The organism is Sphingomonas sp. HF-S4 (assembly GCF_032911445.1).
In the GTDB taxonomy this organism is placed as follows: domain Bacteria; phylum Pseudomonadota; class Alphaproteobacteria; order Sphingomonadales; family Sphingomonadaceae; genus Sphingomonas; species Sphingomonas agrestis.
The window spans coordinates 3337758-3360404 of the sequence record NZ_JAWJEJ010000001.1 but is presented as its reverse complement, the minus strand read 5'-3'; the positions used below and the strand labels follow the sequence as shown (position 1 = coordinate 3360404).

Annotated in this window: 17 protein-coding genes; 10 read left to right on the top strand and 7 right to left on the bottom strand. The window is 68.2% G+C overall.

The genetic code is table 11. The features are described 5' to 3' along the window. The first annotated feature begins 37 nt into the window (after positions 1-37). The gene (locus RZN05_RS15390) at positions 38-721 is read left to right on the top strand and encodes a hypothetical protein (RefSeq protein ID WP_317227448.1); all 684 of its coding nucleotides are present in this window, start codon (positions 38-40) and stop codon (positions 719-721) included. Here the strand turns inward: RZN05_RS15390 and RZN05_RS15385 are convergent. Then, the gene (locus tag RZN05_RS15385) at positions 651-1181 is read right to left on the bottom strand and encodes a YceD family protein (RefSeq protein WP_317227447.1); all 531 of its coding nucleotides are present in this window, start codon (positions 1179-1181) and stop codon (positions 651-653) included. The genes RZN05_RS15390 and RZN05_RS15385 overlap by 71 nt on opposite strands. Further along, a complete protein-coding gene (locus tag RZN05_RS15380) occupies positions 1178-1690 on the bottom strand; it encodes a ubiquinol-cytochrome C chaperone family protein (protein ID WP_317227446.1) in 513 nt (170 codons plus the stop codon). The genes RZN05_RS15385 and RZN05_RS15380 overlap by 4 nt, the downstream gene beginning before the upstream one ends. Before the next feature lie 119 nt (positions 1691-1809). Here RZN05_RS15380 and RZN05_RS15375 point away from each other — a divergent pair, with 119 nt between their 5' ends. Together RZN05_RS15375 and RZN05_RS15370 are read left to right on the top strand one after the other, a co-directional pair. Next, positions 1810-2283, top strand: coding sequence for an outer membrane protein assembly factor BamE (locus RZN05_RS15375; protein ID WP_317227643.1), 474 nt, complete (start codon positions 1810-1812; stop codon positions 2281-2283). Positions 2284-2386: 103 nt separating this feature from the next. After that, positions 2387-2908, top strand: a complete 522-nt coding sequence (locus tag RZN05_RS15370) for an RcnB family protein (RefSeq protein WP_317227445.1) — start codon at positions 2387-2389, stop codon at positions 2906-2908. 154 nt (positions 2909-3062) lie between these two features. On the opposite strand, the gene pbpC is transcribed toward RZN05_RS15370, so the two are convergent. After that, positions 3063-5165: a penicillin-binding protein 1C gene (pbpC, locus tag RZN05_RS15365; protein ID WP_317227642.1), complete on the bottom strand. Its 2103-nt coding sequence runs from the start codon at positions 5163-5165 to the stop codon at positions 3063-3065. Between the two features lie 214 nt (positions 5166-5379). Next, complete coding sequence (locus RZN05_RS15360; protein ID WP_317227444.1) at positions 5380-11139, bottom strand: alpha-2-macroglobulin family protein; 5760 nt, start codon at positions 11137-11139, stop codon at positions 5380-5382. A gap of 184 nt (positions 11140-11323) precedes the next feature. Between RZN05_RS15360 and RZN05_RS15355 the strand changes: the two genes are divergently transcribed. From RZN05_RS15355 to RZN05_RS15335, 5 genes are all read left to right on the top strand, one after another. Continuing rightward, positions 11324-12703, top strand: a complete 1380-nt coding sequence (locus RZN05_RS15355; RefSeq protein WP_317227443.1) for a glycosyl transferase family protein — start codon at positions 11324-11326, stop codon at positions 12701-12703. Next, entirely contained in the window at positions 12700-13704 is a 1005-nt protein-coding gene (locus RZN05_RS15350) for a hypothetical protein (RefSeq protein ID WP_317227442.1), read from the top strand. Before RZN05_RS15355 ends, RZN05_RS15350 begins: the two co-directional genes overlap by 4 nt. A gap of 48 nt (positions 13705-13752) precedes the next feature. Next, positions 13753-14667 (top strand): sulfite exporter TauE/SafE family protein, encoded by a 915-nt coding sequence (locus RZN05_RS15345; protein WP_317227441.1) that lies wholly within the window; start codon positions 13753-13755, stop codon positions 14665-14667. A gap of 44 nt (positions 14668-14711) precedes the next feature. Beyond that, complete coding sequence (locus RZN05_RS15340; protein WP_317227641.1) at positions 14712-15434, top strand: TIGR02186 family protein; 723 nt, start codon at positions 14712-14714, stop codon at positions 15432-15434. A gap of 78 nt (positions 15435-15512) precedes the next feature. Continuing rightward, complete coding sequence (locus tag RZN05_RS15335; RefSeq protein WP_317227440.1) at positions 15513-17186, top strand: ATP-binding protein; 1674 nt, start codon at positions 15513-15515, stop codon at positions 17184-17186. Positions 17187-17193: 7 nt separating this feature from the next. Here RZN05_RS15335 and RZN05_RS15330 read toward each other — a convergent pair whose 3' ends face one another. From RZN05_RS15330 to RZN05_RS15320, 3 genes are read right to left on the bottom strand one after another with little or no spacing between them, the layout of a single operon-like run. Next, positions 17194-17535 carry a hypothetical protein gene (locus tag RZN05_RS15330; protein WP_317227439.1) on the bottom strand — a complete coding sequence of 114 codons (342 nt, stop codon included), beginning with the start codon at positions 17533-17535 and terminating at the stop codon, positions 17194-17196. Positions 17536-17565: 30 nt separating this feature from the next. Then, the gene (locus tag RZN05_RS15325) at positions 17566-18027 is read right to left on the bottom strand and encodes a hypothetical protein (protein ID WP_317227438.1); all 462 of its coding nucleotides are present in this window, start codon (positions 18025-18027) and stop codon (positions 17566-17568) included. A gap of 7 nt (positions 18028-18034) precedes the next feature. Continuing rightward, positions 18035-19522, bottom strand: a complete 1488-nt coding sequence (locus RZN05_RS15320) for a M23 family metallopeptidase (RefSeq protein WP_317227437.1) — start codon at positions 19520-19522, stop codon at positions 18035-18037. A 253-nt stretch (positions 19523-19775) separates the two neighbouring features. Here RZN05_RS15320 and RZN05_RS15315 point away from each other — a divergent pair, with 253 nt between their 5' ends. Next, positions 19776-22319, top strand: a complete 2544-nt coding sequence (locus tag RZN05_RS15315; protein WP_317227436.1) for a helicase-related protein — start codon at positions 19776-19778, stop codon at positions 22317-22319. Continuing rightward, complete coding sequence (locus tag RZN05_RS15310) at positions 22312-22617, top strand: S4 domain-containing protein (RefSeq protein ID WP_317227435.1); 306 nt, start codon at positions 22312-22314, stop codon at positions 22615-22617. Before RZN05_RS15315 ends, RZN05_RS15310 begins: the two co-directional genes overlap by 8 nt. The last annotated feature ends 30 nt before the right edge of the window (positions 22618-22647 follow it).

The window sequence follows — 22647 nt, the reverse complement described above, 5'->3', positions numbered from 1 at the left end:
ATTGACGTTTTTCTGTGGCGTAGTCTTCGTTCTGGGCGTGGCCGTAAGTGCCATCTTCTTCCCCGAACCGACCTCGTACCAATATACCGTCTTCCGGATCATTCTCGCGCTCGCCGCGGCGGGCTTCGCATCCTTTCTTCCGGGGTTCCTGCATGTTCGGCTGAATACCGGCATTCGGGCGGGCGGTGCGCTGGCGGCATTCGTGATCGTCTATTTCTTCGCTCCCGCGGCTTTAACTGCGCCGGACCACCGGTCGGACGCGGCGCGACAGGCCGACTTTGCCTATTCCGCCATATTCGGCCCCGAGCCCGGATCGACGGCTCCGCCCGTGAGGGGAGCAAAGATACAGATCGGCAGCCTCACCGACGCAATAACCGGGCACGACAGCGCGCAGCTCGTTCAGAGTGAATCGCTCAAGCTGCTCGTGCCGTTCTACATCGGCACCCGGTGCCCTCGCCCGCTATTCGCTTCCGCGGTCATCGTGGACACGCTGTCTCCCTATTTGAGCCAGCCAGTGGAGATATTCATATTCAACGTTGGCGTGCCAGCTCCATCGCGATTCGGTAGTGGTGATCTGGCGAACGGCGAAAACGCCGATGTCTCGGAAATGCGGCGGCAGATCATGCGCGTGCTGAACGCGACTAAGGGAGCTACTTCTTGCCGAGCTTGCCCTGTAGCGCGGCGGCAAGCGGGCTCAGCGGCCCGGCATCTTCCTCGCTGATCACCCCGGCCGCCTTGAGCAACTCGGCCGCCCTGGGGCTGCGCGGAAACGGATCGAGGGCGAGCGCCAGGGTCTCCGCCGCGGCCTCGCCGAGATCGAGCGCGCTGCCGGTGTAGAAGACGGTGTCCATGTCCTCCTCGGCGAGCTCGACTTCGTCATGGCTTTCGGTTTCGTTGGGTTCGGGGAGGAATCGGATCGCGAAGTCATCGTCGATCGTCGCGGGCAGCAAATCGCCGGTGACCCCGCACGACTGGGTCACCGCCGCCGAAAGCCGGCCCTTCGCGAATACGCTGATCGCGTCGCGGCGCAGCGTGAAGCGCGCGGTCAGGCGGTCGATGCCGACGAGTTCGAAGCGGCGGGCAAGCGCAGCGCGCTCCTCGCTTGAGGCTTCAACTTCGACTTCGGTGTCGCCCGTGCCGATCTGGTCGAGCCGGTGCGGGCGGGGGAATTCGGGGGTCATTGCGGCAGCTCCCCGGCAAGGATCGTAGGCGTCGGCGTCGCGGCGAGCCGGTCGCGCAGCGCGCGCAGCTCGGTCTCGACATGCGCCAGCCCCGCGTCCGATGGCGCGTTGCCGCGATAGAGGTTGCGGACCAGCGCGTCGCGCAGCCCGTCGCCCGCCAGCCCTTCGCGATAGGCGCCGAGCCGTCCGCCGATCATTCCCATCATCTTGCCCATATGCTTGCCTACGACGATGTCGCCCACGCCGAGCTCGCGCAGCTGGCCGTCCATGTCGTCGATGAAGCACTCGGCAAGCGCGGTGCTCGGCGCGTTGGCCTCGGGCTCACCCTCGAGTCGCAGCAGCATGAACGCGAGCACCGCCGCGATCATGTCGAACCGGCCGTCGATCGTGTCGGGGACGTCGCCCTGCGCATACCAATGCGGGGCGCGGCCGGTGGCGACGATCGCGGCATAGAGCTGCGGCGCGGTGCCGCGATCGGGGGCGCCGAACAGGCGCTTGAGCAGTCCCATTGGTGATCTTCGTCCGTGTGAAAGCAGGGCGCGACCTTGTTTGGCCGCATTTTGCCGCATATTGAGGCGAATGGCGCGCGATGCAATGTGCGCCGGTGCTGGTTGCCCTGGAGATCTCGATGCCCTTCCCCGTTCGCCTGGCCGGTTGCGCCGCGCTCCTCGTTGCCCTGGGCAGCACCGCATGCTCGCCGATCAAGACGCACCAGGGCTATGTGATCGATCAGGAGCTGGTCAATTCGGTCCAGCCCGGCGTGGATACGCGCGATTCGGTGATGCAGACGCTCGGCCGTCCGACGCTGACCAGCCAGTTCAACCAGGGCGAATGGTATTATGTGTCGCGCGACAGCCGCAACTACGGCTTCAGCGATCCCAAGGTGCGTGAGCAGACCACGATTCGCGTACGCTTCGACGCGGCGGGCAACGTCGCGGCCGTCGACAAGATGGACAAGGAACTGATCGCCTCGGTCGACACCTATGGCAAGACCACGCCGACGCTCGGTCGCAAGCGCAGCTTCTTCAGCGACCTGTTCGGCAATATCGGCACGGTGGGCGCGCCGGGCGCGGGCGCTCCAGGCGGCGGCGCCGGCCAGTAAGCTTTCTGCTGGCTGACGAGCGCATTCCCGCGCGGTTCAGCGAATTCCGTCCAGAAGAACAGGGTGCCGGCGTTGGCCGGCCCTGTGAGTCTGGAGGAATCCAATGAAGAAGATCATCACCGCAGCCCTGCTCGCCGCCGTCGCGATGCCCGCGGTCGCGCTGCCGACCGCAGCGAGCGCGCAGTCGAACCGCGAGCTGCGCCGCGACCGCCAGGATATCCGCGAGGAACGCCGCGAGCTCAATCGCGCCTATCGCAGCGGCGACCCCCGCCGCATTCGCGAGGAGCGACGCGACGTGCGCGAGGCGCATCGCGAGTATCGCGAGGACCTGCGGGACCGCGACCGCCGCTGGGGCGATAATGACTGGCGCGACTATCGCGGCCGCAACCGCGCGATCTACTCCCGTGGCAACTGGCGTGCACCGTTCGGCTATACCCGCTTTCGCAGCGGCGTGCGGATCGCCCCCAGCTATTGGGGCTCGCGCTACGTGATCGCCGATCCTTGGCGCTATCGCCTGCCGCCGGCCGGCCGCTACCAGCGCTGGGTGCGTCACTATGACGACATGCTGTTGGTCGATACGCGCCGCGGCTTCGTGGTCCGCGTGATCCCCGGCTTCTACTGGTAAAGTCCCGGCCCCGGGGGCGGCAATGCCGCCCCCGGGGTTCGGCCGCGCCGATGCGGCGACGCGGCCGGTGCCCAAGGACACCAGTCCCGAAAGGGTAGGACCGCGCGAATGAACGCGCGGAAAAGCATTTCGCTCCCGTAGCGAAATCCGATTTTCAGCGGACGGTGAACAGGATCTGATCGACCACCTCGCCGCCCAGATCGACGAGCTTGAGCCGATGCTGGCCGCGCCGTGGCTCGAGCAACGGGCGCGAATCGGCGGTGCCGAGATCCTCGCGGTCGAGCAGCAGACGGTGCCCCGCCACTTGCCCGGCGACCGACACGGCGAGCCGCTGGCGATCGAGCGGAATATCGGGGTCGAGCGCATAGACGCTGCCCGCCACCGGATTGACGATGCGCGGGCGCCGCGCGGCTGCGGGCGCGGCGGCGACCTGGGTCAACGCGGTGCCCTTCATGAAATACTCGCGCCTCGGCTGCTCGATCCCTTCGGCGAAGCGGATTTGCCGGGCTTCGATCCCAGCGGGTGCCGGCAGCGCGCGCGACGGCGCACCGGCGTGCAACGCCATCATGACGTCGCGCCATACCGGCGCCGCGCCGCTGGTCCCCGATACCGCGCGCATCGGATCGCCTTCGAGATTGCCGACCCAGACACCGACGGTGAAGCGATCGGTGAAGCCGATGCACCAATTGTCGCGCATCGCCTTCGAGGTGCCGGTCTTGGCCGCGGCCCAGAAGGGCAGGCGCAGCGCCGAATCGACGCCGAAGGTGCCGGCGCGGGCATTGGGATCGGCGAGCATGTCGGCAGTGATCCAGGCGGCCTCGGGCGCAGTGATCTGGCGAGGCTTTTCGCGTGGGCTCTGGTCGGTCAGTCGCAGCGGCGACCAGCGGCCGCTTTGGGCCAGGCTACGGAACGCTGCGACCTGTTCGAGCAAGGTGACTTCGGCAGAGCCGAGCGCGAGCGAATAGCCGTAATATTGACCGTCCTCGACCAGCCCGCGATACCCCGTGTCCCATAGCCGATCCCGGAACGCATCGACTCCGGTGAGCAGCAGGGTGCGCACGGCGGGGACATTGAGCGACCCGGCGAGCGCGATGCGCGCGGAAACCGGGCCCTTGAACGCGCGGTCGTAATTCTGCGGGACGTAGAGGCCCGAGGCGGTGTCGAGCTGGACCGGCGAATCGTCGAGGATCGACGCGGCGGTGAGATAGCCCTTCTCGATCGCCTGGGCGTAGAGGAACGGCTTGAGCGTCGATCCGGCCTGGCGATAGGACGATGCGCCATCGACTGCAGGCGCGGTGCTCTCGCCGCCGATCCCGCCGACATAAGCGAGCACGTCGCCGCTGGCATTATCGACCACCACCACCGCGCCGTCGCGTGCGCGCGTGCCGCCGAGGCCCTGGAGCTGGCGGCGTAGCGCTGTGATCGCCACCGATTGGATGCGCAGGTCGAGCGTCGAGGTGATCTTCGCGCCGGGTTCGGTGAGGAGCTTCGCGGAGAGATGCGGCGCGAGCCCTGGATCGAGCGCGAGGCTGCGCGCCGGGCCGAGCATCGACGCGGCAGCGCCGGCGAAGCGGCTGCAATCCGTGTCGCGGCCGAGCGCGCAGGCGCGGCGGGCGACTTCGGTCGATCCTGCGCCGGGATTGGGAAGCAAGGCGGCGAGCAGTAGCGCATCGTCGCGGGTGAGCGTCGCCGGGGTCTTGCCGAACAATCCGAGCGCGGCGGCGGCGATTCCCTGCGCCTCGCCGCGGAAGCCGGCGAGGTTGAGATAGGCCTCGAGGATCTGGTCCTTGCTCCATTCGGCCTCGAGCGCGCGGGCGGCGCGCATCTGGCGGAATTTGTCCCAGGTGCCGCGACGGCCCGGCGTGGCGAGATCGGGGGCGAGATAGGCGGCGACCTGCATCGACAGCGTCGAGGCGCCGCGGGCGCGCTTGCCCTCGATCCGGTCGCGCAGCGCGCCGGCGAGCGACCACCAGTCCACGCCGTTGTGCTTGGGGAAACGCTTGTCCTCGGCGGCGACCAGGGTGTCGCGCGTGATTTGCGAGACATCGGCGAGCTTCACCCAGCCGAGGCGGCGGGCGTGGTAATCGATGCGGCTGCTGTCGATCAGCCGGCCGTTGCGATCATAGAGCCACGCCTCGGAGGGTTTCCAGTTGGCGACCACCGACGCGTAGCCGGGCAGCGGTGGTGGGCGGGTTATCCAAGCGAGGGTGACATAGCTGGTGATGAGCAGCGTCGCGGCGGCGAGCACGACGCGCATCGGCGTGAAGATGCCGCGCCAGCCGTGTTCGCGATACGATTCGGCCTGGCGTCGTGCCCAGGCGGCGAACGCTTCGGGGAAGCGATCGATTCGAGCGATCAGGGCGCCGAGCTGCTGCCTCATACCCGGTCATCCCGGCGGAAGCCGGGATCTCGTGCGGCTCTCGTCCCGCAATCGCCTGAGATCCCGGCTTTCGCCGGGATGGCGGGAAGGGTCACCGCTCTGCCACCGTCATCACCTGGTTCGGCAGCTGCGCGCGGATTTCGGGCGAGTACATCGCCTCCACCCGCGTCGCCGGCAGGCTGAACTTGCCCGCCGCGTTGAGCCGCATCACGTAGGAGATGGTGAAGCTGCCGCGCGGCACCCAGCCATAATATGCCCGCCACGAGCCCTGGCCGCGCTCGATCCAGTTGGGCGAAACCCCTTCCGCGGTGCCCGCCTGAGCGTTGAGCATCTCGGACTGGCCGCCGAGGCTGCCGATCACGGTTGCGCCGGTGGGCACCGGATCGTTGATCACCACCCAGTTGCGCTCGGCCGAGGCCTCGACACTGATCGTCACCTTGATCACGTCGCCGCGGGTGTAGCGCCCCGGAGTCATGCCCTGCACCACGCTGACCTGCTTGGTCATCTTGTACCCCGCCATCAGCGGCTGGGTGAGCGGCACCGCCGCCTTGACCCGGACGAACGCCCAGGGCCCGGCGCCGCCGGCCTGGCGCAGCACCAACGGCGTGGTCGCCGCGGGCAACGGCAGGCTGAAGCTGCGCTGCGGCTCCATCAGCGGCCAGGGCCGGCTGACGCTCGCGGTGCCGAGGCTCGCGGTGGTCACGCCGGCAATCGCCTCGGCGGGATAAGCGGCCATGAATTTCCGGGCCGCGATCGTCCCCCAGGCGTTGCCGGTGGTGGTGCCCCAATGGCCGCGCTGCTGGCGCATCGCCACGCCGACCATCATCTTGGCGCTATCGTCCTGCCAGCCCGGGCGGCCGAGCGTGACCAGCACCGCCTTGATCGCGGCCTCGTCGTCCGACGACATCAGCCACCACGGCATGTTGCCCTTGTCGCTCAAGTCGATCCGCGTGCCTTCGTATACCAGGCGGGTGCGCAGCACCTTCTCGCCATCGGCGCGGAGCTGCGCGCCATTGGCAAGGCCAGGGACCTTGGCAAGCGCGGCGAGATAGTCGGTAAGCGACGAGGTCGGCATCTCGGCGGGCGTGATGCCGAGCTGGCCGAGCATCGCGCCCGTTGCCGCGCCCTGACGCGCGAGTGCCGCGAAGGCGGCGATCCGCTGGAGCCGGACGTCGCCATAATCCTCGCGGCGCAGACGACCGTCCAGGATCGCCTTCATCGCGTCGATCGCCTTGGCGCGCGGGCCATCGGGAAGCGGCAGCCCAGCCTCGGCGGTGACCGACAGCAGATAGGCGGTCAGCGCCTCCGAGCCCGCCCATTCGCCGGGGAAGTAGCGGAACAAGCCGTCGCTATCCTGATAGGCAGGCAGCTCGCCGGCGATGCCGTTCCACATGCCCATGTCGCCGAGCGCAATCGCGCGCGAGCTGCGCTGCTCGAGACAGCCATAAGGATAGGCCGCCATATAATCGCGCACGCCCTGGAGCGGCGGCGCGAGCGTGTCGGCGAGGCTGATATCGACCATCCCGAAGCCGGGCAGCGCGCCCGCGGGCGGCGCGATCGAGAAGCTGGTGCCTTCGCCGACGCGGGCGAGGCTCGCCGCCCAGACTTCGACCGGCACCGCAGGGATCACGTCCTGCGCCACGGTGACGCGATCGACTGCCTTGCCGTCGGCCGACTTGGCCGAGACCGTCCAGCTCAGCTTGCCGGCCTGGGGCGGGGCAGTGAGGTTCCAGGTGACCGGCGCGGCGCCGCCCGCCGGGATCTCGACGGTCAGCGGCTTGCCCTGCGCGACCGCGGGGTTGAGCGCGACGGTGGCGGTGACCTTCATCGGCTTGTCCGAACCGTTGCGCAGCGTGAACATCGCCCCGACCGTGTCGCCGGTGCGCACCACCTGCGGGACGCCGGGATAGATGCTGAGATCCTGCTGGGTGCGGACGCTCGCCTCGCCGGTGCCGAACAGTTGCGCGCCGTTGGTGGCGATCGCGACCAGCTTGAACGAGGTGAGCGCGTCCGAGAGCGGCACCTGCACCTTGGCGCGGCCGTTGCGATCGAGCGGGACCTTGCCCTTCCACAGCAAGACCGGCTGGAAATTCTCACGGTTGAGCCCCGAGAGATCGCCGCCGCCGCCGCCACCGGCCTCGACGGCTTTCTTGCCGTAATGGCGCTTGCCGACGACCTGGGTCTGCGCGGTCGAGGTCAGCACCGAGATCGGGCGGTCGCCCATCATCGCAGTGAGCACGTCCCAGCTCTCGTTGGGAGCGAGCTGGAGCAACGCTTCGTCGACTGCGGCGAAGGCGACATCGGCTTCGCGAGCCGGCGAGCCGTCGGGATTCTTGACCTGCACCTCGACATTGGCGGTGTCGCGCGCGGCATAGGTCGCCTTCTCGGCCTTGACCGCGACGCCGAGGCGGTGGCCTTCCCAGCCGACCTTCACCTTGGCGATGCCCATGCGATAGGCGGGCTTGGCGAGATCGACCGTCGCGGTCGGCTTGCCGCCGTCCTGCGAGAAGGGCAGGCCCCAATCGCGCGCGAGATTCGATCGCCAGTTGGCGAAGCCCGAGACGCGGCCACGCACCGCCATCACCGAGACATAGACGTCGGGCGCATAGGCGGCCGGCATCGGCACTTCGATCACCGGATCCTTGCCCGACAGGCCGACGACGAAGCTGGAGAGCACGCCTTCGCGCTCGACGGTGACCAATGCGGTCGCCTCGCGGAACGGCATGCGGACTTGGAACTTGGCGGTCTCGCCGGCCTTGTATTCCATCTGCTCGGGGATGACGTCCATGCGGTCGCCATTGTCGCCGCCGAACCACCAATCGTCGTCGCCGACCAGCCAGGTCGATCGCGTCGCGCGCGCGACATTGCCGTTGGCGTCCTTGGTCGTCGCGACGGCATAGACTTCGCCCGACACGCCCGGATCGAGCTGGCACGTCGCGAGCCCCTGCGCGTCGGTCGTCGCCGAGCAGGTCGCGCCCAGCTTGGTGGTCTTCATCTGGTTGTCGTACGCGTAGAAGCCGCCGATCAGCCGCCGCCGCGCGGTGAGGATCTCGCGGCTGTAGAGCTCGACGGATATGGCCTGGTTGGCGAGCGGCTTGCCCGAGGTGTCGAGTGCGACGAAGCGCAGGCGCAGACCGTCCTGCTTCATCAGCCAGCCATCGGTCTTGATGCCGAGCTGGACGGCCGACGTGTAGATCGGGATGCGGCGCGAGGCGGTCAGGATCTCGCCATTGGCGTCCTGATAATCCATCTCGATCTGCATGTTGGTCGATTGGTCGAGGCTCGCGGGCACTTCGATCGACGTTCGCGCGGTGCCGTCGCCGCCCAGCGTGACGGGCAGCGTCTGGGTCGGCGGGAGCGGAGTCGATTCCTCGTCGGTCTCGCTGTCGCCGTTAAGCGGCTTGACGCCTTCGCTGAGCGCACGGCCGCCGAAGCTGTAGCTCTCATAGCCGCTCGGCGTGGTGACGCCTTCGAACCAGCCGACGCGCAACTCGACCGGCAGATTGCCCGCGCCGCCGCCCGAGAGATAGCCGACGAACAAGTCGAGTGGCAGCGTGCTCGGGCGCACCGCGGCTTCCTTGGGTCCGGCGACCGACGCCTTCATCGTCGGGAGCTTGTACTCGTCGATCTTGAACGACTGGCTGGTATAGGTGACCTGCTCGCGCTCGTTCTCGGTCGTTACGACGCGGATGTCGTAATCGCCCATCTTGGCGCCCTGCGGCGCGATCCATTCGGTCTCGCCGATGCCGTTGGCGTCGATCGTCAGCGGCAGATCGTATTTGGTGTCCGATCCGCGATGCGACAGCCGCAGCGTGCCGGTGAAGGCAGGCGAATGGCCGAAGCCGGTGGCGATCGGCTGACGGACGATGTGCTTCATGTGGATCGTCTCGCCCTGGCGGACGAGCGCGCGATCGAACACGGTGTGGAAGACCTGCTCCTGCTTCTGCCAGCCATAAGGCAGGTCGAAGTCGTATGGGCGGATGCCCTGGCCCCATTGGGTGAGCGTGAAGCTGAAATCGTCGGCTTTCCGGGCCGAGACCATTAGCGGCGAGGCATTGCCGTTCTCGCAGCTCGAATAGGTTTCGGGTTCGGGCAAGCCGGCGGGGACACCGAGCCGGCCCGAGGCATCGGTGGTGCCCTTGGCGAGCAATTGGCCGGTGCAGCTGTCGGTGATGCGGACTTCGGCGCTGCCGACGCCCTTGCCGCTGTCGAGCGCGGTGACCCAGACCAGCGACTGGTCGCGGCCCCATTTGAAATGGACGCTCATATTGGTGACGAGTGCGCCGGTGGCGACATAGCGCGGCGCGTTGCGGCCGAGCAGCGCGTTGCCGAGCCGCGGGCTGGCGAGCTCGACGACGTAGAATCCGGGCTTGGTCAGCGGGATGCCGACGACTTCGAATTCCTTGCCTTTGCCGGGCAGGCCGACGCTGAACGGCTTGCCGGTAGCTTGGGTGAGCAAGGGCTTGGCGCCGGTCTGGTTGATCCGGACGGTCTCCTCGCCGCGCTTGATCTCGTCGCTCTTGGTCTCCGCCGCATCGTCGATCGCGCGGAGCCATTTGGCGACTTCGCCGTCGCCGCCCTCGACCTTGAGGCTCTGCCCACCGACCGCCATCTGCTTGCCGCCGAGCTGCTCCTCGACGTTGCGGACGGTGACCGGGAGCACGCCGCCCTCGGCGAGTTCGAGAATGCCGAAGTCCGCCGCGAACTTCACCAGCGGGGGCGCTTCGTCGAAGCGCACGTCGAGCGGGAAGCGCTCGCCATTGGAGAGCTTCCGCCCGCTCTCGTCGGCAAGGTTGGCGGGGAGGCTGAGCTTGGCGGTGACCGCGGCGGGCAGTGGCGCCTTGAACTTGATGTCGGCGATCGTCGCCTTGCGCTTCTCCTCATCGGAAAAGACCGGGGTCAATGCCTTGCCATCGGGCAAGGTGATGCGGATCGCCTCGGCCTGCGCGCGCGGGATCGGCGCGGAGAAGCGGACATAGGCGTCCTGCACCGGGCTGCAGCCGGCCTGGGCATTGACCCGCGAGCATTCGAAGCGTGCCGTGAAGGGCTTCCGCACGGTGAAGTCGAAGCGCTGGTCGGTGCCGGCGACGCGGCCCGAGGCGCTGGCGATGTTCGCACCCCAGACCAGCGAGACGTCGCGGCCGGGCGGCAGGGGGCGGCGGCACTTGAGCGCCACGACGCTCGCGGTCGCCTTGGCGCGATTGGCCTCGGCGGCGGGGAGCGCCTGGGGCAGGCCGGCTTCCTCGAGGAAGCTCTGCACCGACCATTGATCGGTGCCCAGGCCGGCGAGCAGTTTGCCCGGCACGTCGGCCGGCAGCACGTCGACCGGGATCTTCTCGCCGATGCCGTCGACCGCGCAATAGGCATTGGCGCCGACCGAGGCGCGATCCGGCGCGAGGTTGGCGGCGACGAGAAAGGTCTGGTCCTCCTCGATCTCGCGGCCATAGCGGCTGGGCAGCACGGCGCGCGCGATCGGGCCGCCGCTGTCGACGGTGAACTTAGTCTGGCCGGTCAGCGCATAACCGGCGAGCGACTTCAGCTTGTCCTTGAGGGTGAAGGTGCAGGTGACGCCGCCGGGGAGCGGGCTGGCGAATTCGTGGACGAAGGTCTGCTGGTCGACCCAGCGGCCCTCGCCGCCGACCGGGCATTCGACATTGAACGGGGCGGCTGCGCGCGGATCGCCCAGGGGGACCATCGGCTGGTTGAAGCGCGCGGTGAAGCGCTCGATCGCGCCGCCGCCCATGCCGGGGGTGGCCATCTCGACCTGGGGGCTGTTGTCGCTCATCGCAAGCGTGGCGCCGAGCGGCGCGGCGACGAGCGCCAGAATACCGAGCCGGACAGCGAGCTTCATGGCACCAAATTCCCCCAAAAGGCGCGGACACCCTAGCGGCGGCGGGGACTCAGGCCAACGCCGAATTAGCTAGCTCCGAAACGGACTGAATCGAATGAATCCGTTTTTGTTCATCTTGAATGTTCATTGAACAAACTTGAGGATGATGCATCCGAATCGGGGGTTTCGTGGTGATGCGACAGTCATGCTGATCACCGCGATAGATGTGGTTGCCCGTGAATCGACGTTGTTCGCGGCATTATGGTTCCTGATAGGCGGTATCGACGATCTTCTAGTCGACATCATCTACATCGCGCGCCGGATTAGCATTGGGTTGCGCGGATCGTCGCCCCTGCCGTCTGCGGTGTCGTCCGTTCCGCCGGGCCGCATCGTGGTGTTCGTCGCTGCCTGGCAGGAGGCGGGCGTGATAGGACGCATGCTACGTGCCGCGCTCACCCGGTTCGAGCATGACGATTACCATATCTATGTCGGCACCTATCCCAACGATCCCGCGACGATCTCCGCAGTGGCAGAGGTGGCGGAAAAGGATGCGCGCATCCGGCTGGTGATCGGCGGCGTGCCGGGGCCGACGACCAAGGCCGATTGCCTCAACGCGCTGTGGCGTGCGCTGCTGCGCGACGAGGCGGCAGAGGGCTTCGCGACGCTCGGGGTGGCGCTCCATGACGCCGAGGACATCGTCCATCCGCTCGAGCTGCAGGTCTATGCGCGCTGGCTGCAGGCGTGCGCTACGGTCCAGCTGCCGGTTATCCCGTTGCCGCATCCCCAATCGCGCTTCGTCGCGGGCCACTATTGCGACGAGTTTGCCGAGGCGCATGCCAAGACTTTGGTCGTTCGCCAGGCGCTCGGCGCGGGGCTGCCGCTCGCCGGGGTGGGCTGTGCGATCCGCCGCGACATGCTGGGCCGGATTGCCGACGCGCGTGGCGGATCGCCGTTCGATGCGACGAGCCTGACCGAGGATTATGAGCTTGGGCTGACGATCGGCGCGATGGGCGGCCGCGTCTGCCTAGCCCGCATTCCCGAAGCGCCGGGCGGGCCGCCGATCGCGGTGCGCGCCTATTTCCCCGACACGCTGCCGGCGGCGGTGCGACAGAAGGGGCGCTGGCTGACCGGCATCGCGCTCGCCGGCTGGGACCGTACCGGCTGGCGCGCGGCGCTCCATCCCGCTGACCATTGGATGCGGATGCGTGATCGCCGCGTGACGCTTGCGCTGCCGGTGCTGGCGATCGCTTATGCCACGCTGCTGCTGTGGAGCATGTCGCTGCTGGTCCATGGCGTTATCGGATCGCCGCCGCCGGTGCTCGACTCGCTGATGCGCGGATTGCTCTGGGCGAATTTCGCGCTGGTTGGCTGGCGGCTGCTGGTGCGCGCCGCGTTCGTCTACCGTGCCTATGGCGTGGAAGAGGCGTGCTGGTCGGCCCCGCGCGTGCTGGTCGGCAATTACATCGCCTTGTTCGCCGCACGGCGGGCGATCGGGCTGTATGTCCGGATGCTGCTGGGCGCGGCGCCACGCTGGGACAAGACCGACCACCAGTTTCCCGACCTGCCGGAGCAGGCTGCGCAGTGACGGGGCGGGGGCGGCCGATCCGCTTCCTCGCCTTTGTGGCGGTCGGCTGGATCGGCGTCCGGGTTATGCTGCTCTGGCCACAGGCGGGATCGTTGACCGAGGCGATCCGGCAAGGGGTGCCGCTGGCAACGCGCGCCTTTCCCAGCGCGGTCGCGGCTCCCGTACAGGTCCATCCCGTGCCGGCGGTACAGGCGGTTCGCGCGATGCCGATCCTGCCGCTGGCGACGGTGCGGCCGGTGCGGCCAGGCCTGCCGCGGGTCGATCCCGAGCGCGTCCAGATGGCGCTGCTCGCGCTTGTCCAATACGGCACCCCCGCGATCCTCGGCGCTGTCCCGGGCGCGCCGCTGCCGGTCGCCGCACAGCCTGATCGCCTCCTGCCCTCGCCGTCGCGCTGGTCGGCGAGCGCATGGCTGGTGGCGCGCGCGGGCACCGGGCTCGGCGCCGCGCCGGGGGGTAGCCAGCTCGGCGGCGGGCAGGCGGGCGTGCGCGTCGCCTATATGCTATTTCCCGAGCAGCGCATTGCCGCAATCGGCCGGGTGACGGCGCCGTTGCGGGGCAGAGGCGCCGAAGCCTCGCTCGGGATCGAATGGCAGCCGGGCCGTGCGCCGCTACGCCTAGTCGCCGAGCACCGCTTCGGGCTCGACGGGACCAAAGGCGGCCCCGGCATCGGTGCGATCACCGGGTTTGACGGCGCGGTCGCGCGCGGCTTTCGTCTCGAATCCTATGGCCAGGCCGGCCTGCTGCGGCGCGCGCGTACGGAACCCTATGCCGATGGCGCGGTTCGCATCACCCGCGCGGTCGCGGGACGCCTCGCGCTCGGCGCCGGCGCCTGGGGGGCGGTCCAGCGCGACGCCGCGCGGCTCGATATCGGCCCCTCCGCCACGCTCGCGCTGCCGGTCGGCGGGCAGAATGTGCGGCTGGCGCTCGACTGGCGCCAGCGCGTCGCGGGCGATGCGCGGCCCGGATCCGGCCTCGCGCTGACCTTGGGGAGCGATTTCTAGCGCCCGGGCTTTTGCACCGCGGCGCAAACGCGGTATCGCGTTCTCCCAATGGATCTCTACCTCCCCATCGCCAATCTCTCGGTCAACGCGCTGGTGATCGTGGCATTGGGGTTCGGCGTGGGGCTGCTCTCCGGGATGTTCGGGGTGGGCGGCGGCTTCCTGACCACGCCCTTGCTCATCTTCTACGGCATCCCGCCCACCGTCGCCGCCGCTTCCGCCGCGAGCCAGGTGACCGGCGCCAGCGTCTCGGGGGTGTTCGCGCATTTCCGCCGCGGCGGGGTGGATGTGCATATGGGGCTGGTGATGGTCGCCGGCGGGGTGATCGGCAGCATTGCGGGGGCGGGGCTGTTCACCCTGCTCCAGGCGAGCGGCATCATCGATACGGTGATTGCGATCCTCTATGTCGTGATGCTCGGATCGATCGGCGGGCTGATGCTCCACGAATCGGTGACTGCGGTGCGGATCGGCCGCGGCGCGGTGCCGCCGCGCGCGCGGAAGCGCCGCCACCATCCGCTGGTCGCGATGCTTCCGCTGCGCTGGCGCTTCTACCGTTCGGGGCTCTACATCTCGCCGCTCGCGCCGTTGATCCTCGGCTTCTTCACCGGCATATTGACCGTGCTGCTCGGCGTCGGCGGCGGGTTCATCCTGATCCCGGCGATGCTCTATCTGCTCGGCATGGGAACGTCGGTGGTGGTCGGCACCTCGCTGTTCCAGATCCTGTTCGTCACCGCGACCGCGACGATGGTCCACGCCACCACAACCAAGGCCGTCGACATCGTTCTCGCCGCGCTGCTGCTGCTCGGCTCGGTGATGGGTGCGCAGATCGGCGCGCGGTTCGCGCAGAAGGTGAAGCCCGAATATCTGCGGCTGGTGCTCGCGCTGATGGTGCTCGGCGTCGCCGCGCGGATGCTGCTCGGGCTCGCCTGGCGGCCCGACGAAATCTACTCGGTCGAGTTGCTGTGAAGAGGGCGGCGGCTGCGCTGCTGGTGCTGATGGCGCCGCTGGTGATGGGCCAGGCCAAGCCGGTGCTCGTCCCCGACGTCTCGCAGCGCAATATCGAGATCGCCTATTCGTTCACCGGCGCCGAGCTGTTGCTGTTCGGCGCGATCCTCTACCCGCGCGGTCGCGCGCCCGATCCCGAGGATGGCCCGGTCGACATCGTCGTGGTGGTCAAGGGGCCTACGCAAGCCGTGCTGGTCCGCGAGAAGGAGAAGCTCGCCGGGATCTGGGTCAACGCCGAATCGATGCGCTACCGCTCGGCGCCGAGCTTCTACGCGGTCGCCTCGTCGCGGCCGATCCGCCGTATCGTCGACGAGCGCACCCGCGCGATCTACGAGCTCGGGGTCGACAGCCTCCAGCTCTCGCCGGCCTCGGGCGCGGTGCCCGAGGTTCAGGGGCGCTTCGATCGCGGGCTGGTCGCGCTGCGCACCCGCACGGGGCTGTTCTACGAGGATTCCAACGCCGTCGAGATCACCGGCGGCGTGCTCTACCGGGCCCGCGTCAATATCCCGGCGCGCGTGCCGGTGGGGCGCTTCACGGCCGAGACCTTCCTGATTCAGAACGGCCGCGTGCTCGCCGCCGCGGTGCGCCCGATCGATATCCGCAAATCGGGCTTCGAGCGTTTCGTCGCGACCAGTGCCGAGCGTTACTCGATCACTTACGGGCTGGTCGCGGTGGCACTGTCGGTGCTGCTCGGCTGGGGCGCGGGCGCGATCTGGCGGCGTTTCTAGGGCGCGTCCCGGGGTCGCAACGTCACGTAATATTTACCGTCTTGCAGATACACCGGCCGCATAGACGGGGAGCATCCGATGGAAGGTCAGTTCGGCGCGCGTGGATTCGACAACGCGGCGCCCATTTCGTCGGGCGAAGGCATCGCGCCGCGCAGCCCGGTCCGTGCGATCGGCGCGGTGCTCGAGATCGCCGGCTCGTCGAGCCAGGTCGTGTTCGATCCCGGCGAACTCGAGATGCTCTCCACGAGCAGCGATGTCGCGATCGCCAATGCCGGCACCGTCGGAAGCCAGGTCAAGATGCGCGTCGGCGGCACCTGGCTGATCGCCAATGTCCGTTCGCTGCGGCTCGACGCCGGCGGAAACCGCATCCTCGCCCAGGTCGATTTCCTCGGCGAGGGCGATGAGGAAAAGCTCACCGGCAAGCTCTGGAAATTCCGCCGCGGCGTCACGCGCTACCCAACCCCGGGTATCGAGGTGTTCCCGGTCTCGACGTCGGACTTGAAGCAGATCTACGCCGCCGACGATCGCGCGCATATCGAGATCGGCAACGTCTATCCGACCAAGGACATTCGCGCCGCGCTCTATATCGATTCGATGCTCGGCAAGCATTTCGCGCTGCTTGGCTCGACCGGCACCGGCAAGTCGACCGCCGCGGCGCTGATCCTCCATCGGATCTGCGAGCTCGCGCCGCAGGGACATATCGTGATGATCGATCCGCACGGCGAATATGCCAGTGCGTTCAAGAATATCGGCGCGCTCTACGACGTCTCGAACCTGCAGATGCCGTACTGGCTGATGAACTTCGAGGAGCATTGCGAGGTCTTCCTCACCACCCAGGGCTCGGCACGGCAGGTGGACGCGGACATCCTCGCCAAGTGCCTGCTGCTCGCCAAGGGCAAGAACCGGCTGGCGCAAGAGATCGGCAAGCTCACCGTCGATGCACCGGTCCCCTATCTGCTCTCGGACCTGACCCAGATCCTCCAGCTCGAAATGGGCAAGATGGACAAGGCGACCGACACGGCGCCCTATCTCCGCCTGCGCAGCAAGATCGACGAGATCAAGGGCGATCCGCGCTACGCGTTCATGTTCTCAGGCATGCTCGTCGCCGATTCGATGGCGGCGTTCCTCGCCCGCGTCTTCCGCCTGCCGGGCGGCGGCAAGCCCATTTCGATCATCGATGTCTCGGGTGTGCCGAGCGAAATCACGTCGGTCGTCGTCGCGGTGCTCAGCCGCATGGTGTTCGATTTCGCGATCTGGTCGCGGGGCGAGGCCAAGCGCCCGGTGTTGCTCGTCTGCGAAGAGGCGCACCGCTACGTCCCCAACGAGCGCAACGCCGATGGCTCTTCGGTCGGCCGCATCCTCAGCCGGATCGCCAAGGAAGGCCGCAAATATGGCGTGTCGCTCGGGCTGATCACCCAGCGCCCGTCGGACCTGGCCGAAGGCGTGCTGTCGCAATGCGGCACGATCCTGTCGATGCGCCTCAACAACGAGCGCGACCAGGCCTTCGTCAAGGCGGCGATGCCCGAAGGCGCGCGTGGCTTCCTCGATTCGATCCCGGCGCTTCGTAATCGCGAGTGCATCGCGGTCGGCGAAGGTGTCGCGACGCCCGTCCGCCTGCTGTTCGACGGGCTGGAGGACAGCAAGCGCCCGGCCTCCGACGACCCGCTCTTCTCCGAACTGTGGCGCGAGACCGGCGGCGAGGAGCTGATGCTCGAGCGCACGATCAAGCGCTGGCGCTCGCAGGGGAAGTAGGCGAGGCCTAGCCAGCGGCGGCGAGGCGATCGAGCCAGGCCTGTGCCTGCTTGGGTTCGCCTGGGGCTTGCGGGCTCGGCTTGCCGCGTGACGCCAGGAATTGCTGCTGGAGTTCGAACGGCGGAAGACCGAGTTGCGCGCGTGCCGCGTCGATTTCGTCACCGATCTCGCCAAGCTTTTCGAGGATCGGCGCGATGGCCGCTCGCGTCGTCCGATCGCCGCGATGGTCGAACAGGCCCCATTTCCCAGCGGCGGCTACGCGCAATGCGCCGGTCAGTTCGGCGAGATATGCCGCTTCGAGTTCGAGGCGGCGCGCGTCCAGGCGCTCGAGACGGTCTGCTTTTGCCATGCTGCGACGCTAGCCACGTCGCTTCGCGCGTCAATCGTCGCGTGGTTCGGCGAGATCCGGGAAAAGCGCTTCGATGGCCTTCTGCAGATCTTCGGTGCCGGGAAGCAGGCCGTATTGGTCGAGCAGGCGCTTCACCAGCGCGGCGCGGTGCGGGCCGATGCCCGGCATCGCCTCGATCCTGGGTAGGTCAGGGTCGCCGAGCCTGTCCGCCAGATCGCCGAGCGTGCGATAACCCGCCGAGGTCAGCTGCTTGCGCAGCCCCGCGGGCAGGGCCGAATGGCCGATCGGGCGGTCGCGATCGGTGGCGTCGGGCATGGTGCGCAATAGCCGCGTATTGCCGGCCTTCTCGCGCGACAGCGTCTTGCGGATAAGCCCCAGCTGGGACGGGCTGAGCCCGAGCCGGCGCTTGATCTGGCGATAGGTCTGGCCCGACGCGCGCAGCGTGCGCGCCTCTTCGAGATTGAAGGTGGCCAGTTGCGACCGGCTCAGCACAAGCGGGTCAGTCCTCGTCCTTCTCCGCGCCGCGACCGACGGGGACCGAGAGGAGCTGGCTCAGCTTCGAGCGGAACGCGCCGAGGTCGCTGCCGGTCAATTGGCGCATCGACGTGAACGACACCGAGCGAGGGTTCACCGCAGTGCCGTTCTTGTAGAGCTCGTAATGCAAGTGCGGGCCGGTCGACATGCCGGTGCTGCCCACCGCGCCGATCACCTGGCCTTTTCGAACGCTCTGGCCGCCGCGCACGACGATGCGACTGAGATGGCCATAGCCGGTGCCGAAGCCGCTGCCGTGGCTGAGCTTGATGAAATTGCCGTAGCCCGAGCTGCGCCCGGCGAACTGGACGACGCCGTCGGTCGCGGCATAGACCGGCGCGCCCCAGGGTGCGGCGATGTCGACGCCCTTGTGCATGCGGGTATAGCCGAGGATCGGGTGGCGGCGCATGCCGAAGCTCGACGAGAAGCGGCCCGCGGCGGGCATCGCCATCATCCCGGTCTTGCTGCCCTTGCCGAGCCCGTCGAACCACTCGACCTTGCCGTTGGATTCCCACGGCATCATCTGGAGTTTCTCGTCGCAGCCGCTGACGCCGGCATAGAGCAGATTGCCGAGCTGGACTTCGCCGGTGGCGGCGCGAGCCTGCTTGACGATGATGTCGAATTTGCAGTCCGAATCGAGCCGCGACACCGACATGCGGGTCGCCAGGGTGCGGATATAGCTTTCGACCGCCTTGGCCGGAGCGCCGGCGGCGCGTGCCGAGCGATAGAGGCTCGATCCGATCGCACCCTGAACGCGCAGCGGCGTGTGGTCGATCGCGATCGGGATCTGCTTGAGCGAGAGCTGGTCGCCGCTGCGCGCGACTTCGAGCTTGAGGTCGAAACGCGCGCGGAACGCCATGTTCTGGAGCGGCCGCGGCTGGGCCTTGTCGGTGCGGCGGCCGAGCGTGATGTCGAGCATCGTGCCCGGCTGGATGTCATCGAATGCCACGGCCTTGGTGACCAGCGCGCCGACCTGTTCGGCATCGACCGCGCCGACGCCCGAGCGGCGCAGCACCGCAAGCAGTGCGTCGCCCGAGGCGAGCTTGGCATCGAGGCTGATGATCGGGCGTTCGGGCGTGTCGGTAAGCGGCGCCACCAGGCGGGTCGCGGCGACGCGGTATCCGGTGGCGCCGCCCTTGGCGAGCGGGGCGATCGCCTGGGCGTGCGCGGCGTCCCACTCGGCGCCGGTGAGTGCGGGCGCGACGGTGCCGTAGATCGGGGTTTCGAAGCCCGGGGTCATCAGGAAGGTGACGGCGCACAGGCCAAGACAGGTGGCGACGCCGCGATACCAGGTCAGCGAGCCGATCCTCGCACCGAGATCGGGCGCAAGATCGAGGTCGGCAAAGACGCGGCGTTTGAGCTTGGTGCTGAGCGCGGTCCCGGGCGTCGACACGAAGGCGGGCGACACGCTGGCGCCACCGCCGAAATCCAGCCCATGATCATTACGCAGGAACAAGGCGCGATGCCCCCCGAAAGCCTCGTCGTCAAATGTGCCGAAACCCCCGGCCACACCCGAATCATTGTGGAGGCGAGCAGTTAAAGTCAAATTAAGCAGCCCCGTCCGTTCCCTCTCGTGCGGCGACCCGTGCCGGTGCCAAGATAAAGGGAGTTTATGGTTGGAATTCGCTTATAATCCAACATGGTTAAGGGAGTTCTGCAATCAGGGGGTGTTGCTTAAGGGCTGACTCGGAACGATGTTGTCCAGTGACATGAGCCAGTTTGCGCGTTCGCCGGTCACCGCAGTGCTCGGCCCTACCAATACCGGCAAGACCCATCTCGCGGTCGAGCGGATGTGCGGCCATGCCAGCGGCATGATCGGCTTCCCGCTGCGGCTGCTGGCGCGCGAGGTCTATGACCGCGTGGTTCGGATCAAGGGCGTCGAGAATGTCGGCCTGATCACCGGCGAGGAGAAAATCCTCCCGCCCAAGGCCAAGTGGCTGCTGTGTACTGCCGAGAGCATGCCGTTGGAGCGCGAGGTCGCTTTTGTCGCGCTCGACGAGGCGCAATTGGGCGCCGATCCCGAGCGCGGGCACGTGTTCACCGATCGGCTGCTGCGCGCGCGCGGCTTTGCCGAGACGATGATCCTGGGGTCGGATTCATTGAAGCCGATGCTCAAGGCGCTGGTCCCCGATGCCGAGATCATCGGGCGGCCGCGCTTCTCGACGCTGAGCTATGCCGGCGCGAAGAAGCTCTCGCGGCTGCCGCGGCGCTCGGCGATCGTCGCGTTCAGCGCCGAGGAAGTCTATGCCGTGGCCGAGGCGCTGCGGCGGTTGCGCGGGGGCGCGGCGGTGGTGATGGGGGCGCTCTCCCCGCGCACCCGCAACGCGCAGGTGGCGATGTTCCAGGCCGGCGAAGTCGACTATCTCGTCGCGACCGATGCGATCGGCATGGGATTGAACATGGACGTCAACCATGTCGCCTTCGCCTCGCTCTCCAAGTTCGACGGGCGGCGCCAGCGCCGGCTGACCATTGCCGAGATGGCGCAGATCGCCGGCCGCGCCGGGCGGCACCAGAAGGACGGGACGTTCGGCACGCTGCACGAGGAGGGCCCCGGAGCCTTCACCCTGGAAGAAGTCCTTGCGCTCGAGACGCACCAGGTGCCGCGGCTGGAGCGGCTCTATTGGCGCGAGGGCGGGCCCGATTTCGCCAGCCTGGATGCGCTGATTGCCAGTCTCGAGGCCAAGCCGCACCATGAGGTGCTTCGCGCCGCGCCCCAGGCGACCGACCTTGCCGTGCTCAAGCGGCTGGCCGACGAGGATTGGGTGCGTTCGCGGGTGCGGTCGCCGCGGATGGTCGCGCGGCTGTGGGCGGCGTGCGGGCTGCCCGATTTCCGCAAGCTCGGCGTCGATCCGCATGCGCGTTTCGTCGGGCGATTGTTCGGGCATTTGTCCGAGGGTAACGGCCATGTTCCCCACCAATGGTTCGCCGATGAGATCGCGCGGCTCGACAATATGGGCGGCGATGTCGAAACCTTGGCAGGCCGGATCGCGGCGGCGCGGAGCTGGGCCTATATCGCCCACCGCGCCGATTGGCTGCAGGATCCGATCCACTGGGCCGAGCGCACGCGCGCCATCGAGGAGAAGCTGTCCGACGCGCTCCACGCCAGCCTGACCCAGCGCTTCGTCGACAAGCGGACGACGGTGCTGCTGCGCCAGATCGGCGCCGACGCCTCGAACCTGCCGGTGACGATCGGGCCCGAGGGCGAAGTCAGCGTCGAGGAGCACCCGCTCGGGCGGCTCGAAGGCTTCCGCTTCACCGTACAGGCGGAGGCACGCGCCGACGACAAGAGGATGTTGCTGGCGGCGGCGGAGAAGCGGCTGGCGGGGGAATTCCGCGCTCGCGGCGAAGCGTTGATCAACGCGGCTGATAACGAACTGACTATTGTTCCCCGGCGGAGGCCGGGGTCCAGCCTTGAAAGTAGCAACGCTGAGTCCGGGCCCCGGCCTTCGCCGGGGAACAATAGGATAGAATGGCGTGGCGCCCAGATCGCTACGCTTCAGGCCGGGGTAAATCTGGTTCGACCCAAGATCATACTGGATCGGGCGCTCGATGTGCTCGATCCGTTAGCGCGCAGCGCCGTGCTTGCGCGGCTCGAGGCGTGGTTTTCGGCGCAGGTCGCGCGCCATCTCCCCGCGCTTGGCAAGCTCGATGCCGCAACCCGCGACCTCGACGCCGGTGGCCCGCTGCGGGCGCTCGCCAATGCGCTGCTCGACGCCGGCGGATTGCTGCCGCGCCGCGCCGCCGCCGCACTGGTCGAGGGACTCGATCCCGACGCGCGGAAGCGGCTGCGCGCGATTGGAGTCACGATCGGCACGCTCGACCTGTTCGCACCTTCGCTGCTCAAGCCGGTCGCGGCGCGCTGGCGGCGCGAGTTGATGGGGCTGGCCGAGGCGCCGCTAGAGGGCGCGACGGTTTTGCCGCGCAGCGCGCCGGGCGCCGATCTCGTCCACGGCTTCCGTCCGCTCGGGAGCCAGGCGGTGCGCGTCGACCTGGTCGAGCGGATCGCGCGTGCGGCGCACGATGCGCGGCAGGGACGGAAGCCCTTCGCTCCCGATCCGGCGCTGGCGACGTCGATCGGCCTGACGCCCGAGACACTGGCGCGGCTGATGGCGCAACTCGGCTTCAAGACTGCCAAGACGCGCGAGGGCGAGGCCGCGCGTTGGATCTGGCAGGGGCTCACCCCGGCCGCCAAGCCCAAGGCGGCACCGACCGACAACGCCTTTGCCGTGCTCGCGGGGCTGCGCAGTGGCTGACGCGAGCGTCCGGCTCGACCGCTTCCTGTGGTTCGCGCGACTGGCCAAGACGCGCAGCGCCGCGCAGGCGATCGCCGAGAAGGGCACGCTCCGGCTCGACGGCCGGCGGATCGAGCGCTCGGCAGCACCGGTGCGCGTCGGATCGATCATCGTCTTCCCGCTCTACGGCAAGGTCGTCGCGCTCCGTGTCGAGGCGCTGCCCAAACGCCGCGGGCCCCCCGCCGAGGCAGCGGAGCTTTATACGCGGCTAGAAACCCAAGCCCCCAGAAACGTTGACGTTGCAGAATCCGGGGCATAGCAGGGGCGCAACTTCGTTACCTGCCGCTCG